This is a genomic window from Proteiniphilum sp. UBA5463, from assembly GCF_002427225.1.
In the GTDB taxonomy this organism is placed as follows: domain Bacteria; phylum Bacteroidota; class Bacteroidia; order Bacteroidales; family Dysgonomonadaceae; genus Proteiniphilum; species Proteiniphilum propionicum.
In genome coordinates, this window is record NZ_DIQL01000025.1 from 72,257 (window position 1) to 88,326 (window position 16,070).

General features: G+C 41.9%; 18 protein-coding genes and 1 pseudogene. 6 read left to right on the top strand and 13 right to left on the bottom strand.

Annotated features, from left to right (window positions below; genetic code table 11):
* Positions 1 to 66: 66 nt before the first annotated feature.
* Positions 67 to 1,365 (bottom strand): OmpA family protein, encoded by a 1,299-nt coding sequence (locus tag B3B27_RS04235; RefSeq protein ID WP_286846931.1) that lies wholly within the window; start codon positions 1,363 to 1,365, stop codon positions 67 to 69.
* A gap of 155 nt (positions 1,366 to 1,520) precedes the next feature.
* Between B3B27_RS04235 and B3B27_RS04240 the strand changes: the two genes are divergently transcribed.
* Positions 1,521 to 3,443 (top strand): sensor histidine kinase, encoded by a 1,923-nt coding sequence (locus B3B27_RS04240; protein WP_238867875.1) that lies wholly within the window; start codon positions 1,521 to 1,523, stop codon positions 3,441 to 3,443.
* 6 nt (positions 3,444 to 3,449) lie between these two features.
* Positions 3,450 to 4,061, top strand: coding sequence for a response regulator (locus tag B3B27_RS04245; RefSeq protein WP_238867876.1), 612 nt, complete (start codon positions 3,450 to 3,452; stop codon positions 4,059 to 4,061).
* Between the two features lie 62 nt (positions 4,062 to 4,123).
* On the opposite strand, the gene rplI is transcribed toward B3B27_RS04245, so the two are convergent.
* From rplI to rpsF, 3 genes and pseudogenes are all read right to left on the bottom strand, one after another.
* Positions 4,124 to 4,567 carry a 50S ribosomal protein L9 gene (gene rplI / locus B3B27_RS04250; RefSeq protein ID WP_238867877.1) on the bottom strand — a complete coding sequence of 148 codons (444 nt, stop codon included), beginning with the start codon at positions 4,565 to 4,567 and terminating at the stop codon, positions 4,124 to 4,126.
* A 15-nt stretch (positions 4,568 to 4,582) separates the two neighbouring features.
* Positions 4,583 to 4,849 carry a 30S ribosomal protein S18 gene (gene rpsR / locus B3B27_RS04255; RefSeq protein ID WP_238867878.1) on the bottom strand — a complete coding sequence of 89 codons (267 nt, stop codon included), beginning with the start codon at positions 4,847 to 4,849 and terminating at the stop codon, positions 4,583 to 4,585.
* 105 nt (positions 4,850 to 4,954) lie between these two features.
* A pseudogene (rpsF, locus tag B3B27_RS04260) lies at positions 4,955 to 5,287 on the bottom strand (30S ribosomal protein S6); the annotation flags it as partial.
* Positions 5,288 to 5,484: 197 nt separating this feature from the next.
* On the opposite strand from rpsF, the gene zwf reads away from it, so the two are divergent.
* Positions 5,485 to 7,014, top strand: coding sequence for a glucose-6-phosphate dehydrogenase (zwf, locus tag B3B27_RS04265; protein WP_238867879.1), 1,530 nt, complete (start codon positions 5,485 to 5,487; stop codon positions 7,012 to 7,014).
* Positions 7,015 to 7,039: 25 nt separating this feature from the next.
* Positions 7,040 to 7,768, top strand: a complete 729-nt coding sequence (pgl, locus tag B3B27_RS04270) for a 6-phosphogluconolactonase (protein WP_286834412.1) — start codon at positions 7,040 to 7,042, stop codon at positions 7,766 to 7,768.
* A gap of 13 nt (positions 7,769 to 7,781) precedes the next feature.
* Here pgl and def read toward each other — a convergent pair whose 3' ends face one another.
* The 4 genes from def to folB form a co-directional block, all read right to left on the bottom strand.
* On the bottom strand, positions 7,782 to 8,342 hold the full coding sequence (def, locus tag B3B27_RS04275) for a peptide deformylase (RefSeq protein ID WP_238867881.1): 561 nt from the start codon (positions 8,340 to 8,342) through the stop codon (positions 7,782 to 7,784).
* A 92-nt stretch (positions 8,343 to 8,434) separates the two neighbouring features.
* Entirely contained in the window at positions 8,435 to 8,854 is a 420-nt protein-coding gene (gene ruvX, locus B3B27_RS04280) for a Holliday junction resolvase RuvX (RefSeq protein ID WP_238867882.1), read from the bottom strand.
* 7 nt (positions 8,855 to 8,861) lie between these two features.
* Positions 8,862 to 9,602: an LPS export ABC transporter ATP-binding protein gene (lptB, locus tag B3B27_RS04285; RefSeq protein ID WP_238869517.1), complete on the bottom strand. Its 741-nt coding sequence runs from the start codon at positions 9,600 to 9,602 to the stop codon at positions 8,862 to 8,864.
* 188 nt (positions 9,603 to 9,790) lie between these two features.
* Entirely contained in the window at positions 9,791 to 10,144 is a 354-nt protein-coding gene (gene folB / locus B3B27_RS04290) for a dihydroneopterin aldolase (RefSeq protein WP_238867883.1), read from the bottom strand.
* Positions 10,145 to 10,533: 389 nt separating this feature from the next.
* On the opposite strand from folB, the gene B3B27_RS04295 reads away from it, so the two are divergent.
* Together B3B27_RS04295 and B3B27_RS04300 are read left to right on the top strand one after the other, a co-directional pair.
* The gene (locus B3B27_RS04295) at positions 10,534 to 12,324 is read left to right on the top strand and encodes an aminopeptidase P family protein (protein WP_286845763.1); all 1,791 of its coding nucleotides are present in this window, start codon (positions 10,534 to 10,536) and stop codon (positions 12,322 to 12,324) included.
* Between the two features lie 187 nt (positions 12,325 to 12,511).
* Positions 12,512 to 13,033, top strand: coding sequence for a gamma carbonic anhydrase family protein (locus B3B27_RS04300; RefSeq protein WP_286845764.1), 522 nt, complete (start codon positions 12,512 to 12,514; stop codon positions 13,031 to 13,033).
* Between the two features lie 52 nt (positions 13,034 to 13,085).
* On the opposite strand, the gene B3B27_RS04305 is transcribed toward B3B27_RS04300, so the two are convergent.
* The 5 genes from B3B27_RS04305 to B3B27_RS04325 all read right to left on the bottom strand — a co-directional run bounded on the left by B3B27_RS04305 (position 13,086) and on the right by B3B27_RS04325 (position 16,010).
* Positions 13,086 to 14,354 (bottom strand): peptidase U32 family protein, encoded by a 1,269-nt coding sequence (locus tag B3B27_RS04305; protein WP_286834420.1) that lies wholly within the window; start codon positions 14,352 to 14,354, stop codon positions 13,086 to 13,088.
* A 112-nt stretch (positions 14,355 to 14,466) separates the two neighbouring features.
* On the bottom strand, positions 14,467 to 14,868 hold the full coding sequence (locus B3B27_RS04310; protein WP_238867887.1) for a DUF302 domain-containing protein: 402 nt from the start codon (positions 14,866 to 14,868) through the stop codon (positions 14,467 to 14,469).
* A 21-nt stretch (positions 14,869 to 14,889) separates the two neighbouring features.
* On the bottom strand, positions 14,890 to 15,384 hold the full coding sequence (gene trxA, locus B3B27_RS04315; protein WP_238869518.1) for a thioredoxin: 495 nt from the start codon (positions 15,382 to 15,384) through the stop codon (positions 14,890 to 14,892).
* Complete coding sequence (locus tag B3B27_RS04320) at positions 15,384 to 15,641, bottom strand: DUF6132 family protein (RefSeq protein ID WP_238867888.1); 258 nt, start codon at positions 15,639 to 15,641, stop codon at positions 15,384 to 15,386. Before B3B27_RS04320 ends, trxA begins: the two co-directional genes overlap by 1 nt.
* A gap of 36 nt (positions 15,642 to 15,677) precedes the next feature.
* Positions 15,678 to 16,010: an ArsR/SmtB family transcription factor gene (locus B3B27_RS04325; RefSeq protein WP_238867889.1), complete on the bottom strand. Its 333-nt coding sequence runs from the start codon at positions 16,008 to 16,010 to the stop codon at positions 15,678 to 15,680.
* Positions 16,011 to 16,070 lie beyond the last annotated feature (60 nt).

Sequence of the window (16,070 nt, forward strand, 5' to 3'; positions counted from 1 at the left end):
CATATTAAACACCAATAATAAATTAACAATCTGCATTCTGTCAGCCCTTCTGCAAATTAAATAATTTTATATCTTTACAAACTCAACACGTCTGTTTTTAGCCTTATTCTCAGGTGAGTCATTAGGAGCAATTGGCTCTCCCTCTCCAGCTCCTGACGTTTCCAGCCTGGCTGGCTCAACGCCGAAAGATGTAACCAGTTCATTTTTAACCGACTCTGCCCTTTTGGCTGATAGTGTCTTGTTGAGATTATCATCGCCGTCACTGTCGGTATGGCCAATAATTCTAACCCTTACTCCGGGATTATCACTTAGGACACCGGCAATACTCTTCATGGTGGCATAAGACTCTGGTTTTACTTCGGCCTTGTTCACATCAAAATAAATACCGTAACTCACCAATTTACCTTCAGTAATAAGTTTACTGCGCGTATCGGGAGAAGCTGTAGTTATCTTAAGATTGGTAATATACGGAAAGCTGTATGAATCCCAGGCTGAAAAGCGGAAGCGGTTAAAAAGGGTACCCTCGTAAATGTTGGTAGGTATGTCCAGTACTTTCTGACCTTCGTGATAGATGCGAACACGACGCTTTTGTATCCACACAATCACATGGTTCACTCTTTCAAGTCTTACCGGTTTAATTGTCGATTTCCCATTTATCCACTCTTTGTCATCACTGTATCCTTTGGTCTCCCAACAATCACTCATCAGCCTGATATGCAAACCTCCAATACCGGGATAAAGATCATCGTTCATCTCTTTGTGCTCTTGCTGATCCTCCTGATAAAATGTGAGCTGTGTCCCATATTTGTATTCATTGTCAGGAATAATGTCGAATTCCATAATAAAATTATCAGGGAATTTAACGGAATGCATATAACAATAGGTGGCATCCTCTCCATACATATGAAACCAATGGCCATCGGCTATATTAACCGTTTTTACCTCACCACCACTATTGGAAGTCCAAGTTGCAGGAAAATCTCCGATAGCATCACTGGAAAAATCTTCAAAATATAAAATCTGATCGCCCGGAACAAAATCATAACTAGAAAAAGATTGCAACACCGTAGATCCTTTTTCATCGGAACCAGATACTGTCTGATCATGCTCAGATGCATCATCGTTTTCATCCGATTCCCGTTTACGTACATCCGTGTTATCCTCATCACCTTTCTTAGTGACAGACTCTTCAGCCCTGTCCATCACCTTGTTAGTCACTTCATCTGATTTTCTTTCCACCTTCTCCTCTACAGCACGCTGAGCAGCATCTTTGGCAGTATTGCCCAGTTTCTTGATCCAGCTCTGTGCATTTGAAGTAAATGATAGCATAAATATCATGCTAAGGAATAAAAGTAATTTTCTCATGACGCTCATTTTTTGTTATAAAGTAAATGTATTTACAAAAATATATGGTTATGTGTCTGATAAATACCCCCAAAAAGGGGTATTTTAAAATATGTTACTTAATTTAAATTTGTATTCATTAAATTTCCCTATTTTTGGAGAAAAATTGAATTACTATGAAACCAAAAAGGAAAATTCCGGCTTGCATTGCTCATCTTATCCTGATATTATTGTTATCAACAGGATGCAACTTAAAAAATGGCTCTTATCTAAAAGCAACAGATCCGGAACACAATCCCGATACACTTCTTTCACATTCACAAAATCTACTTTATACTTATCCCGACAGTGCTTATATGCTTGCAGTAAAAGCCGGGGAGCTGGCAAAAAGCCACCAAAACCCCCTTGCATTAGCCAGGGCTTACAAGTTACAGGGAAGTTTTTATTCTGATATCAAACAGGATTTTGAGATGGCAACAAAGAGTTGTGAGCGTGCCGACAGCATTTACCGGAAGCATTCAGGTAGCGATTTTGTCCTTGGGAGAGGTACTATATACCATAACCTGGGTACAATAGAGCTGCGCAAGGGTAATTACCTGTCCGCCATCGAGCTGTATATAAATGCGATGCGACTTTTTGATACTGTAAAAGACACTAAAATCCTCCCACGAACTTTAAATAACTTATCCACTCTCTACTCTTTTCTAAAGGATGACAAAAAATCGGAAGAATATGCACGAGCATGTTATGCCATGGCAAAGAAAAATAGGGATGAGTATCTGCTCTCGGTGAGCAGTACCACACTTGCGGCATCATTGATTAACCAGAGAAAATATGATGAAGTCCCGCAAATGCTTGAAGAAGCCAAAGCCATTGCTTTAAAAAGAAAAGATTATTACATTTTAGACCTGGTACATTTGAACTACGGAGGATATTACAGGTATTATAAAAATGATTACGGGCAGTCGGTTAAGCATCTTCTTAGTGCATCTGCCTTTGCCGACAGCCTGAGTAACGAATATGAACAAATGCGCGTTTCAATCAATCTTTCTGAGGCATATTTCTCAAATAATCAACTCATGGAATCGCGTAATGAAGTTCAAAAGGCATTAGCGTGGGCAGAAAAATTCCAAACCGGAGATATAGTACAGCGAGCATTGTGGCTTCTATCAAAAATTGAAGAGCAAAACGATAGTTTTGCCACAGCATACAATTACCTGGATTTATCATACAGTATGCGTGACAGCATACTTAATGAGAACAACAGGCAACATCTGAACTTACTGGAAGCCACCTTCCAGAATGAAAAAAAAGAGATGAAAATCAATTCATTGCAAAAAGATCAGAAAAATTACCAAATTATTGTTTTGTTAATTGTAATTTCACTGTTATCAATGATTTTACTTCTACACCTCCGCAATAAAAACACCAAAGCAAAAAAACAGCTAGCCGACAACAAAGTTATTCAGCTCGAACAAGAGAAGCAGCTTGTAGCCACTCAGTCAGTGCTGGAGGGAGAGACAGCCGAACGCACACGCTTGGCCAGGGATCTTCACGATGGATTGGGAGGAATGCTTTCTGCAGTAAAACTAAACCTTTTTGATATGAAAAAAGATGTTATCATTGAAGAAGAAGATGTGTTCCGATTCAACAAAGTGCTGGAGATGTTAGATAAGTCTATGCGGGAACTGCGTCGCGTGGCACACAATATGATGCCAGAATCATTGTCACGCTACGGATTGAACATAGCACTGTCTGATTTTTGCGATAGCCTCCCCAACGTAAAATTCCATCGTTTCGGCAACAATGAACGTTTGAATCAAAAACTGGAAATAATTGTTTACCGTACGGTTCACGAACTGGTAAATAACGCCCTTAAACATGCTGAGGCGACTGAAATAAATGTCCAGTTATTGCAGGAAGAAGACCGGGTTTCCGTTACCGTTCAGGACAACGGAAAGGGTTTTGACCCTACTGTAAAGACAGATGGGATAGGTTTGATAAGTATTCAGAACAGAGTCACCTCATTTAATGGCACAATGAACATCTGTTCAAAAACAGGTGAGGGGACAGAGGTAAATGTTGACTTTAAAGTATAAAACATTATGATACAGGTACTGATTGTAGATGATCACAAAATACTGGTCGAGGGGTTAAAAAAGCTGATAGATGAATCAGAATTTGCCACTGTTTGCAGTACAGCCTACACAGGCAAAGAGTGTTTACAACAGCTCACCCTGAAAAAGGCAGATGTAGTATTGCTGGATATAAACCTGCCTGATATCAGTGGTATCGACCTCTGCAAGGAGATTCACCAACGCTATCCCGACCTTAAGATTGTCGCGTTGACCAGTTATGGTGAATACGCAATGGTGCGCCGTACACTGGAGAACGGCGCCATGGGCTATGTTATAAAAAACGCTATGCCCGAAGAGATTCTCCTGGGCATCAGAACAGTAATGGACGGAGAGCGTTTTCTGAGTGAAGAAATAGATATGCTTATGCGCAAACGATCACGCAACCCAGTGTGGCTCACACCACGGGAAAAAGAACTTTTACAATTCATTGTTGAAGGTTACACAAACCCTGAGATTGCCGATAAGATGTGCCTGGGGAACCAGACCATCAACAGTTATCGAAAAAACTTACTGCTCAAGTTGGGCGCCAAAAACACAGCAGTGTTAGTGCGAATGGCGCTTGAAGAAAAACTTGTATGAGAACAATGCAAAAACCCCAGGCTTTTACCCGAGGTTTTTGCATATCATGTTGCGTAAAAATCTTATTCGGCAACTACATCAAACGGAATTTCAACAGAAACCTCTTTATGCAGTTTTACTGTTGCCACGTAGTTACCAACCTCTTTTACCTGTCCTTTTATCACAATTAACTTTCTGTCCACTTCAAAGCCTTTTTCCTGAAGTGCATCAGCAATCTGAATGTTGGTAACAGAACCGAAAATGGTACCGGTAGTACTGGTTTTGGCTCCTATGGTCAAAGTAACGCCTTCCATCTTGTCAGCTAGAGCCTGTGCATCGGCTTTAATCTGTGCAAGCTTGTGGGCACGCTGCTTTTGATTCTCAGCCAGCACTTTCTTTGCTGATTCACTGGCAATAACAGCTTTTCCCTGAGGAATAAGGAAATTACGTGCATATCCTTTTTTTACATTCACTACATCATCTTTGTAGCCTAAATTCTGTACGTCTTCTTTTAAAATTACTTCCATCTCCTATTCCTCCTTTTATTTCATTAAATCGGTTACGTATGGAAGCATGGCAATATGACGTGCTCTCTTTACTGCCTGTGCAATACGTCGTTGAAACTTCAATGATGTACCGGTAATTCTCCTCGGTAAAATTTTCCCTTGTTCGTTAAGAAACTTTTTCAAAAACTCAGGATCTTTATAGTCAATATATTTGATACCGTTCTTTTTGAAGCGGCAATATTTTTTCTTCTTCACATCCACCGACAGTGGTGTCAAATATCTGATTTCTGTTTGCTTAGCCATCTCTTAATCCTCCTTTTCGTTTAATTCTACATCTTCAACCGCCACAGCAGTCTCTGTCTTTCTGGTCTTTACAGTTTCAGAAGCCTGGGGACGGGCTTCATGCCTTTTGCCTCCTTTGTTGTTTCTTCTTTTTTCGGCATACTCCAGCGCAAATCTGTCTTGTTTAACTGTCAGGAAACGGATAACCCGTTCATCACGACGGAAATTAACTTCCAATCGTTCAATCATCGAAGGATCTGCTTTGAATTCCAGAAATGCATAAAATCCGGTAGTTTTCTTGTCAATAGGGTAAGCCAGTTTGCGCAAACCCCAATCCTCTTCGTTTACAATTTCAGCTCCTTGGTCCGTAAGGAGTTTCTTGAATTTTTCAACCGCTTCCTTCATCTGTACATCAGACAAAACGGGAGTCAAAATGAAAACGGTTTCGTAATTATTCATACTAAATTAATTATTAAAGCGTTAATTGGAAAAAATATTTTTCGAGCGGCAAAGATACAACAAATTATAATACATTCAAAACGACAACAATGATTACTTTCTATTGGCAGTCGATTTTTTCTTTGAGAGCTGTAGATTCAACTTTTTTGCTCTACATTTGTTGCATATTTATCTTAACTGCTAACTCAATTTTTAAAATGAAAAAAATATCCAATCAGGCGCTGGTAATTTTCGGCGCCTCAGGAGACCTGACATATCGCAAACTTATTCCTGCCGTATTCGACCTGTATATGAACGATTCTCTGCCTGAAGGATACGCCATTCTTGGAGTAAGCCGGTCGGAATTAACCAATACCCGGTTTAGAAAAAAAATGAAAGAGGGGATCTTGCAGTTCTCACACTATAAGGATGCAGCCTCAGATAAGATAGAGAGCTTCCTTTCCATGGTCTTCTACATGAGCATCGATACCGGAAGGGGAGAAGAGTATATACATGTGAAAAATAAACTAGGAGAGTTGAATAAACAGTTTGTCCTCGGATCTAACTATATTTTCTACCTATCCACACCACCTTCTCTATACACCATAATACCTAAGTTTTTATACGGACAGGGACTCACGATGCAACAAAAAGGGTTCAGAAGAATTATTATCGAAAAACCCTTCGGACATGATTTTTTTTCGGCTGTTGAGCTTAACAAGCTGCTGCTTGAGTTTTTCAGTGAAGATCAGATCTACCGCATCGATCACTATCTGGGCAAAGAGACCGTGCAGAATCTAATGGTTACACGCTTCGCCAATGGCATTTACGAGCCGCTATGGAACAGAAACTACATCCAGCATGTGGAGATTACTGCCGCGGAAAGTATAGGTGTTGAGGACCGAGGTGGGTATTACGACCAATCGGGAGCACTTCGCGACATGGTGCAAAACCACCTTTTGCAGGTATTGTCATTGGTAGCGATGGAACCACCAAGCAAAATAACACCGGAAGAGATTCGCTACGAAAAGATGAAGGTTTTCCGTTCATTGCGCCCTTTTAGTGAAACAGATCTTAAAAACAACGTAATACGCGGGCAGTACACTGAAGCCACTGTACGGGGCAAACATTACAAAAGTTATCGCGATGAGAATAATGTGGATAAAAACTCCCGAACCGAGACCTATGCAGCGATAAAAGTATATATCGACAACTGGCGCTGGGAGGGCGTACCATTTTATATACGTACAGGTAAACGGCTTCCCACACACGTATCGGAGGTAGTAATTCACTTCAGGCCATCGCCCCAAAAACTATTCAGATCGGCCGACATGATGGATCAGTCTGACAATCAACTTATACTGAGAATTCAACCCGATGAGGGTATACTGCTAAAAACAGGTATGAAGGTTCCCGGCAGTGGATACGAAGTAAAAACTGTCAATATGGATTTTCACTACTCTGAACTGAACGACCATTATATACCAAGCGCATACGAGCGGTTGATTCTCGATTGTATGGCCGGCGACAACATGCTCTTCATGCAGGGTGAGGCTGCCGAAGAAACGTGGAAATTTGTGCAGCCTATCCTCGATTACTGGGCGAATGACAAGAATATACCTCTTCATGGATATCCTTCCGGTTCATGGGGGCCCGATGTAGCTGATGACCTTATTGAGGGAAAAGAGAACACATGGCGATACCCATGCAAAAATCTGGCGGAAGACGGAATATATTGTGAACTATAGAACTACAAAAAAATCATTTACTTGCATGAGAAAAATTAGAATTTATAATACTGCTGAAGAATTAAACATATCATTTACCGGGTGGCTTACAGATATATTAGCTGAAAAGGAGCTTGCAACAATAGCTCTCTCTGGTGGTTCCACACCCAGGTCGCTGTTTGATTATTGGGCCAGACTGCCCGAGGGTGCAATAGATTGGACAAAGGTCAAATTTTTCTGGGGAGACGAACGCTGCGTTCCTCACACAGATGTTGAAAGCAATTACGGGATGACGAAAGAGCATCTGTTTAACTTTATACATCTGGCTGACAAAAATATTTTTCCTGTTCAGGGGGATAACGACCCTGAAGCTGAAGCCAAAAGATATGGCGAACTGCTGAATAGAGAGCTGGAATCAAAAAATGGGATACCCGTTTTTGACATAATGATGTTGGGTATGGGCGACGACGGCCATACGGCCTCCATCTTCCCTCATGAAATGAAACTCTGGTACAGCGACGAAAATTGTGTTGCTGCGACTCACCCCGTAAGCGGCCAAAAGCGTATCTCTCTCACTGGAAAAGTGATCAACGCCTCTAGCAACATAGCTTTCCTTATAACCGGCGAAAATAAGGCACAAAAGGTGAAGGAGATAATTGAACAATCAGAAAATGCAGAGGATAAGTATCCAGCCGCTCTTGTGCAGCCTGATTCGGGAAATCTTTTCTGGTTTCTGGACAATAAGGCAGCGGCCAGGCTCACCAAAGGAGAGTGATAGCAGAACTATATCACTTTACGGTTCTGATCTTATATTCGCAAGCAACCTTTCCCTTTTCCATGTTTGAGAGCTTACCCTTCACCATACGCTTACGCAGCGGTGATATTCTGTCGACAAACATTATCCCGTCCAAATGATCATACTCATGCTGGATGACCCGTGCCATAAAACCCGAGAATGTAATATCTTGCTGAACAAGGTTTTCATCAAGATACTTTATGCGTATCTCTCCTTCACGGGGTACTTTTTCATGAATCCCCGGGATACTCAGGCATCCCTCTTCAACAGCCTCAATTTCACCGCCGCGCTCAGTGATATGAGCATTTATAAATACCTTTTTAAAATCTTTGAATCCGTTATGTTCCTCACTCGCAAGCGGAGAAAGGTCCACTACAAAAATCCTATCCTCTAGCCCCACCTGCGGAGCGGCAAGCCCAACTCCATCAGCATTATACATGGTTTCAAACATGTTCTCAACAAGCTCACTCAAATTGGAATAATTAAGGGGATCGATATCTTTTGATACCTTGCGCAACACAGGGTGTCCGTATATATATATTGGTAAAATCATAATCTAATCTTCAGCTTACCCGGCCTTGTCGCACTGCCGGGTATAAAAGCCTCGGGTACACTTCTCTCAACTGCGTAATAAAACTGATAAACTTATTTTATTCTTTTGCTTTCCATGTATCCCTGCAGGATAATGGTAGCGCTTATTTCATCTACTAACTCTTTATTCTGACGGCTCTTCTTTTTGAGTCCCGCATCTCTCATTGTCTGTTGTGCCATTCTGGATGAAAACCGCTCATCGTAATACTCCACGGGAATATCAGGGTATAGCTTTCTAAGACGATTCACAAACGGCTCTACTCTTTTCATATTTTCCGAAGGTTCGTAATTCATCTGCCTGGGGAGGCCAACAACGATACATGAGACATCCTCTTTTTGAAGATATTCACTCAGAAAATCGAAAAGTTTTGAGGTCTCCACTGTCGTCACCCCGTTGGCAATGATCTGCAGCGGATCGCTCGCAGCTATTCCGGTACGTTTTTTGCCGTAATCTATAGAAAGGATTCTTGCCATACAGCGTTTATAAAGTTTCGAATACACGTTTTCTGAGTTCAAAATCACGTCCCAGGTATTTTTCACGCACGATTGTATTGGCTGCCAGCTCTTCAGCTGTGCCCTGAAACAACACCTTCCCTTCAAAGAGGAGATATGCGCGATCGGTGATACTTAATGTTTCATCTACATTGTGGTCTGTGATAAGAATTCCAATATTTCTATATTTTAATTGAGCTACAACAGATTGAATATCCTGCACTGCAATAGGATCAATTCCGGCAAAAGGTTCGTCCAGCATAATAAATTTCGGGTCAATAGCCAGGCAACGTGCAATCTCTGCACGGCGCCGCTCTCCACCCGAAAGACGATCACCCGGATTTTTACGCACTTTCTCCAGCCCAAACTCATTAATCAGTGACTCCAGCTTGTCGAGCTGCTCTTCGGGCGACTTATCAGTAAATTCCAATACCGATTTGATATTATCCTCTACCGTCATCTTTCGAAAAATAGATGCCTCCTGTGCAAGATAACCGATACCACTCTGGGCGCGTTTGTAAACAGGATAACGTGTAATATTCCGGTTACCGATAAATATTTCACCTTCATTCGGAACAATCAGCCCCACCGTCATATAAAAAGTGGTAGTTTTACCAGCTCCATTAGGTCCCAGCAGTCCTACTATCTCTCCCTGCTTCACATTTATGGAGACATGGTTTACCACTGTGCGCTTACCGTATTTTTTAACAAGATTTTCGGTGCGCAACATCAGCGGCCCGTCCTGTTGCTCAACAGGGCCGGCATTTTGTAAAGTGGTGTCATCTTCTGCAACGGCAGTTAATGTTATTTCATCTAAGCGCTGGTCCATTTATAAATAATTTATGCAAAGGTAGAAAAAAGTTGCGAGATAAGCAGGATGGTTGCAATGAGATCTGTCTCATCACTCCATAAAAAACATTAGCAGGTTATTATAACCTCAGCACTTTCCATCTCACCATTGACAGGGGGATGCATCTTTTTCACACTCACCTCCACTGCAGATAGCACAGGGTAATATTCCCTTATCTTTCTGCATATTCTGCAGGCAACATGCTCAATAAGGTTTGAAGGGATTTTCATTTCCTTGTTTACCAGATCATACACATCTGAATAGTTAACGGTATCTGATACATCATCAGACATGCTGGCTGCCTCAAGATCTGCTTTAAGAGTAATATTCACTTCAAATTCATTACCTATAACCTTTTCCTGCTGCATCACTCCGTGAAATGCATAAAAATGCATCTTGTTAAGTCTTATTTTTGTTTCCATTTTTATTCTCAATTAGCTGACACATTGATGAATATCTGCCCAAGTCTTTACTTAATATCAATATCATCATGCGATTATGCTGTTAACTTTAAAAAAGGGCATTTGATACAACAATTAATTATGAGTGATCGACTGAAAAAAATACCGGAATACAGGAATACATGATAAACCAACTTCATAATTGATTTATATTGTCCTGATCTGTTTTCAAGATCACCGGATAATAGATTGCCAGTTTTTTATCGTTCCTATCATCCATGCCAGTTTGACATTTAACAGAACAGTAATTTTATTATGCACTGTTTACTCTTTATCCTGTTTTGAAGCCCAAAAATAAGAACAAATTATTATATTTGTTGTTTAAAAAATAAATTCATATTGTAAATATAATGAAAACAAACGAAATTCCCGAAAGGCTCGCTGCCCTGAGACATTTCATGGAGGCAAAAAAGCTTGATGCCTTCATCATCCCAACTACCGATGCTCATTTGAGTGAATATCCGCCCAAACATTGGGAATCCAGAAAATGGATAAGCGGTTTCACCGGATCAGCCGGCACAGCGGTAGTTACCAAAGAAAAAGCAGGAGTGTGGACCGATTCGAGGTATTTTCTGCAAGCGGCAGATGAATTGAAAGATACGGGATTCGAACTTTTCAAAATGGGGCAGCCCGGCACTCCGGATATGACGGACTGGATTATTGAACAGACGGGTCAGAGCGCCACTGTAGGCATAGATGGAATGGTATATGCCGCTTCTGATGCAATAGCACTGAAGAACAGACTCAATGCAAAAGGGATTAGTCTTGATTCATCATTCGACCCTTTTACTGAAATAAGGGCCGATCGTCCCGAGATTCCCAAAAACCGCATTTTCATACTTCCTGATGATATTACCGGAGAATCTGTGACAAGCAAGATCGGCCGAATCAATGCCAGGCTGAAGAAGCTGGATGCGGACGGTCTAATAATTGCCACGCTCGACACCATTGCATGGACTTTCAACCTGCGGGGAAACGATGTTGAATACAATCCCGTGGCAGTTGCCTATGCATACGTTTCAGAAAATGAGACGGTACTGTTCATCGATCAGGTAAAATTGACCGGTGAAGTGGCGGGCTTTTATAAGGAACGGGGAATCAAGATTGACGATTATCACAAAATCTTTGAATATGTATCCAGGCTACCGGAGAACAGTTCTGTTTGTGTTACAGGCAACAAAATTAATTACAATCTGCTTCTGACAATTCCTGCTTCATGCAAAATTGTGGATGTTCCATCACCGGTAGACCTGATGAAGAGCGTAAAGAATGAAACCGAACTTAAGGGCTTCCGCAATGCAATGGTAAAAGACGGGGTGGCACTCGTGAAATTTTATATGTGGCTTGAAAAAGCAGTCCCTACAGGGGAGGTAGCCGAAACAGACATCGAAAAAAAGTTGCGAGAATACCGCTCCCGGCAGGACCTGTTTGTTGGAGAAAGCTTCGGAACTATTGCAGGATATGGTACTAATGGTGCCATCATTCACTACCATGCTTCGCCGGAGACATGCCTGAAATTGCAGCCTGAAGGATTGTTGCTGATAGATTCCGGCGCCCAGTACAAAGACGGCACCACCGATATCACCCGCACGATAGCATTAGGGGAGGTAAGCAAACAGATGAAGGAAGATTATACCAATGTGCTTAAGGGTCATATCGCTCTTGCTACAGCCATATTCCCAGAAGGCACGCGTGGTTCCCAACTCGATATTCTTGCCAGAAAAACTTTGTGGAACAACGGCCTTACCTACTGGCACGGAACCGGTCACGGCATCGGACATTTTCTCAACGTACACGAAGGTCCCCAGAACATCCGCCTTGAAGAAAATCCGACCCCACTACAACCTGGAATGGTCACTTCAAACGAACCCGGGGTATATCGTGCCAATCAATATGGCATACGAATTGAGAACATGATTGTGACCCGGGAGTACAATAAAACTGAAGAGTTTGGCACATTCTATAATTTCGAGACCATCACTCTTTGTCCCATCGACACCAGGCCTATAGCCGTTGAACTCCTTACCGCAGAAGAGATTAAATGGATAAATAACTATCATAAGATGGTGTACGATAAGCTAAATAATCATCTTGATAAGGATGAAAAAATTTGGTTGAAAGATAAGACAAAACCCATTTAAGAAATGGTATTACAGATAATTGAGCTGTCGCATATATTGTGATGACAGTACCAATACAAGCAATTGTTAAATAAATAATTCAGGGCACGTGTACCTTCTCGTGTACCTTCTATTCCAAAAGCGATACCTGCCCTTGAATTATAAATATAAAGCCTCAAATTCAAAAGATCAGATCCAAATAAAGACAATGGCCCTTATAAAATCAGTTCGCGGCTTCACTCCCGTGATCGGCGAAGATACATACCTGGCAGATAACGCCACCATCATCGGTGATGTGGTTATCGGCCGCAATTGCAGCATCTGGTTCAATGCGGTGCTTCGTGGCGATGTAAACTCCATCCGTATTGGCGACCGTGTGAACATTCAGGACGGCACTGTTCTTCACACTCTCTACCAGAAATCCGTATCAGTCATTGGAAACGATGTCTCCATTGGGCACAACGTGGTTATTCACGGTGCTGAGATAAAAGATGGCGCACTTATTGGGATGGGGGCAATAGTCCTCGATCATGCAGTGATTGGTGAAGGGGCAATCATTGCAGCGGGCTCAGTAGTGCTGAGTGGCACTCAGGTGGAGCCTGGCAGCATCTATGCCGGTGTGCCCGCCAAATTTGTAAAAAAGGTAGATCCTGAACAATCCAAAGGGATGAATCAGAAGATTGCCAACAACTACCTTATGTATTCCAGCTGGTTCAAGGAGGAGGGATAAATAAGTTGATTCTTTCAATTTACTTCAGCAAAGTACCATTCCGTACACTGATTCAGCGTTCATGCGACGTTCCCTTTCTGTTGGCAGCAACCATTTTGTAGAGCTGGTCGTTGGGGCGGATCTTTTCGTTGACTTTAATGGAAAAATGATCTCCCTTGAACGCCTCCGGCACAGTGGCCAGATCCACGCGAATATCGTCGGCCGTGACAAAGACAGCTCCGGTGGTAGGGCCTGTGATCAACAGTTCGTCACCCTGTCTGACCGATTGTGTCTCTACCAGAAACTCTGTCACGCCAAGGTTTCCAAAATGCTTGATGGCTTTACCCACATACACCTTCCTCTTTGTGGCGCCTGATCCGTAGCGGTGTGTCCACTCACCCAGCCGTTGTCCAAGATAATAACCGTTCCAGAATCCGCGGTTAAACACGGTTGAAAGGCGTTCGTTCCAGTCGCTTATCTTCTCTTCCGTATATATGTCACTGCAATAAGCCTGTACCGCTTCCTTGTAGCACGACGTTACAATACGTACATATTCGGGGCCCCTTGCACGCCCTTCAATTTTAAACACCTGCACACCAGCATCCATCATCTTGTTCATAAAATGAATGGTTTTAAGGTCTTTGGGTGACATAATATACTCATTGTCTATTTCCAGTTCTATCTCGCTATCTTTATCCTTCACTATATATCCTCTACGGCATATCTGGTTACATGCCCCCCGGTTGGCGGAAAGATTTTTTTCGTGCAGGCTCAGGTAACATTTTCCGGATACGGCCATGCACAAGGCACCGTGTGCAAACATCTCTATTCGAATCAGCTCTCCCGAGGGCCCTATAATCTGCTGCTCCACAATATCGCGATGGATGGAAGCCACCTGTTCGAGGGTGAGCTCCCGTGCCAGAACCACCACATCGGCAAACTGTGCGTAGAACTTCAGCGACTCGGTATTGGTTATATTCAGCTGGGTGGAGAGATGCACCTCAACGCCGATGCTGCGGGCGTACATCAACACCGCCACATCGGCTGCTATGATGGCTGACAGGTTTGCCTCCCTTGCCGCATCCACAATCTTGCGCATCAATGTCATGTCATTATTGTAAATGATCGTGTTCACCGTGAGATAACTTTTCAGGTTGTTCTCCCGGCAGATGCGGGCAATGTTGTGCAGATCGGCTATTGTGAAGTTATTGGAGGATTTGGCTCGCATATTCAGCCCTTCAATACCGAAGTAGATTGAATCTGCCCCTCCCTGTATGGCAGCCGTCAGTGACTCATAAGACCCTGCCGGCGCCATTATCTCGTAATCTTGTATCGAATTCATTATCCAGCTGTAATTTGGAAGTACAAATGTACAAAAAATCGGGTAATAGAACGAGGGTGAAATCACGTTGTGATACACCCTCGTTCCTTATAACAAATAATAATTGTAACAATTATTGTTCCTTTACTATTTTCTCTACAAATTTTTCGGCATCGCTGTACGCACCAGACATTACATCCAGCACCGGGCCTCCTATATGCGAGGCGGGAATTGCCGGGTTCATACGCGACACATAGGTGCCTCCATCGTCTTTTTCATAAACAGCAATACGGCAGGGCATCATGTTTGAATAGAGCCGCAAATGATCGTCCGACAATAAGCGATAGGCATGATCGGGTTTGCACAGCTCTATCACTTTCACAGGAACAACATCTTTCCCGTTTTTTCTCATTGTCTCCTGCAAGTCGTGAATATGTAAAACTCTCCACCCACCCTCTACAATGATTTCAGATAGTCTGTCCACAGTCTCTTCAAACCCGAATCTGCTCCTGTTTTCAAAAAAAATCTGTTCCATAGCCTCTCTTATAAATTTATATTAATTTTTCAGCAGCACCTCATCTATTGCTTGTTTAAAAGCATCTTTCGGAAGAGCTCCCTGAGCCATTTGCGGGGATTCCCCCATAGGACAGAATAGCAATGAAGGAATACTCCTGATACCGAATTCAGCGGCAAGCTGCTGCTCTGCCTCCGTATCTACTTTGTAAATATAAATATCATCCTCATATTCAACTGCCAGCTCTTCCAGGATAGGAGCAATCATTTTGCATGGCCCGCACCAGTCTGCATAGAAGTCGATGATACAAGGTTTGTCTCCAAGATAAACCCATTTATCGGGGTTCTCTTCTAAATTTGCCACTTTCTCCATAAAGTCGGCTCTTGTCAAATGAATCGTTTTCATACTATTTTCAGTTTTAATTGTGTTTGTTTCCTGTTTTGTTTCTGTTATGGTTGCAGCTGATTTTTGTTTCATGTTATTGCATGAAACAATAGCAACAGTCAAAGCAGAAGCAAATAAGATTTTTTTTATAATCATAATTTTTGATTTATATCATTTTTTTTTGAAACCTCTTTATATTTTTTACGTGAACTGTCTCCGGTAAACAGCTCGAAAAGGAGATAACCTACCACTGCTCCATAAAGCATCATTCTGTAGGGATTGGAGGTTATCGGACATGTCCCCTGCAGACATCCTACGTAATGGTAATAAAGGTATCCGCCAAGTGTTCCTGTTGCTATTCCGGCTATTTTAAGCCAGTGCTTTATAAAAAAATCACTTATCTTTTGCATTGTCATCATATCTAAATTACAAAGATGTTATTTTACTTAATTGTTATTGCTACGGCCGCAACCCATCACACATTTCAACACATTGGAAATTCGTTTATCTTTAATAGAGTAGAAGCTGTTTTTACCGCTTCTTCGGCAATTAAGAATTCCTTTTGCCCTCATATCTGTGAGATGATGAGATAAGAGTGATTGCTCGCAATCCATATTTTCCAGTAACTCCGAAACAGACTTCTCATCAGTCTGCGAGAGCTGTAATATAACGCATAAACGAGTTTCATTAGCTAGCGACCTCAATAGATAAGCAGCTTCTTCAAATTGTGATTTATCAATTTTCTGATCTTTACCTATTTCTATTTCTAAATCTTCCATATTTTACCAGCTTTCAAATTAATGAATCTATATATGAACATGTATTCATCTAAATTTGTT

Bases quoted from the DNA above. Each gene is read 5' to 3' on its own strand.
- lptB (WP_238869517.1), bottom strand. From the start codon at position 9,602: ATGTTGCGCACCGAAAATCTTGTTAAAAAATACGGTAAGCGCACAGTG.
- zwf (WP_238867879.1), top strand. From the start codon at position 5,485: ATGAAAAAAATATCCAATCAGGCGCTGGTAATTTTCGGCGCCTCAGGA.
- B3B27_RS04295 (WP_286845763.1), top strand. From the start codon at position 10,534: ATGAAAACAAACGAAATTCCCGAAAGGCTCGCTGCCCTGAGACATTTC.
- folB (WP_238867883.1), bottom strand. From the start codon at position 10,144: ATGGAAACAAAAATAAGACTTAACAAGATGCATTTTTATGCATTTCAC.
- def (WP_238867881.1), bottom strand. From the start codon at position 8,342: ATGATTTTACCAATATATATATACGGACACCCTGTGTTGCGCAAGGTA.
- B3B27_RS04310 (WP_238867887.1), bottom strand. From the start codon at position 14,868: ATGGAACAGATTTTTTTTGAAAACAGGAGCAGATTCGGGTTTGAAGAG.
- B3B27_RS04235 (WP_286846931.1), bottom strand. From the start codon at position 1,365: ATGAGAAAATTACTTTTATTCCTTAGCATGATATTTATGCTATCATTT.
- B3B27_RS04300 (WP_286845764.1), top strand. From the start codon at position 12,512: ATGGCCCTTATAAAATCAGTTCGCGGCTTCACTCCCGTGATCGGCGAA.
- pgl (WP_286834412.1), top strand. From the start codon at position 7,040: ATGAGAAAAATTAGAATTTATAATACTGCTGAAGAATTAAACATATCA.
- rplI (WP_238867877.1), bottom strand. From the start codon at position 4,567: ATGGAAGTAATTTTAAAAGAAGACGTACAGAATTTAGGCTACAAAGAT.
- ruvX (WP_238867882.1), bottom strand. From the start codon at position 8,854: ATGGCAAGAATCCTTTCTATAGATTACGGCAAAAAACGTACCGGAATA.
- B3B27_RS04245 (WP_238867876.1), top strand. From the start codon at position 3,450: ATGATACAGGTACTGATTGTAGATGATCACAAAATACTGGTCGAGGGG.
- B3B27_RS04325 (WP_238867889.1), bottom strand. From the start codon at position 16,010: ATGGAAGATTTAGAAATAGAAATAGGTAAAGATCAGAAAATTGATAAA.
- B3B27_RS04240 (WP_238867875.1), top strand. From the start codon at position 1,521: ATGAAACCAAAAAGGAAAATTCCGGCTTGCATTGCTCATCTTATCCTG.
- B3B27_RS04305 (WP_286834420.1), bottom strand. From the start codon at position 14,354: ATGAATTCGATACAAGATTACGAGATAATGGCGCCGGCAGGGTCTTAT.
- rpsR (WP_238867878.1), bottom strand. From the start codon at position 4,849: ATGGCTAAGCAAACAGAAATCAGATATTTGACACCACTGTCGGTGGAT.
- B3B27_RS04320 (WP_238867888.1), bottom strand. From the start codon at position 15,641: ATGCAAAAGATAAGTGATTTTTTTATAAAGCACTGGCTTAAAATAGCC.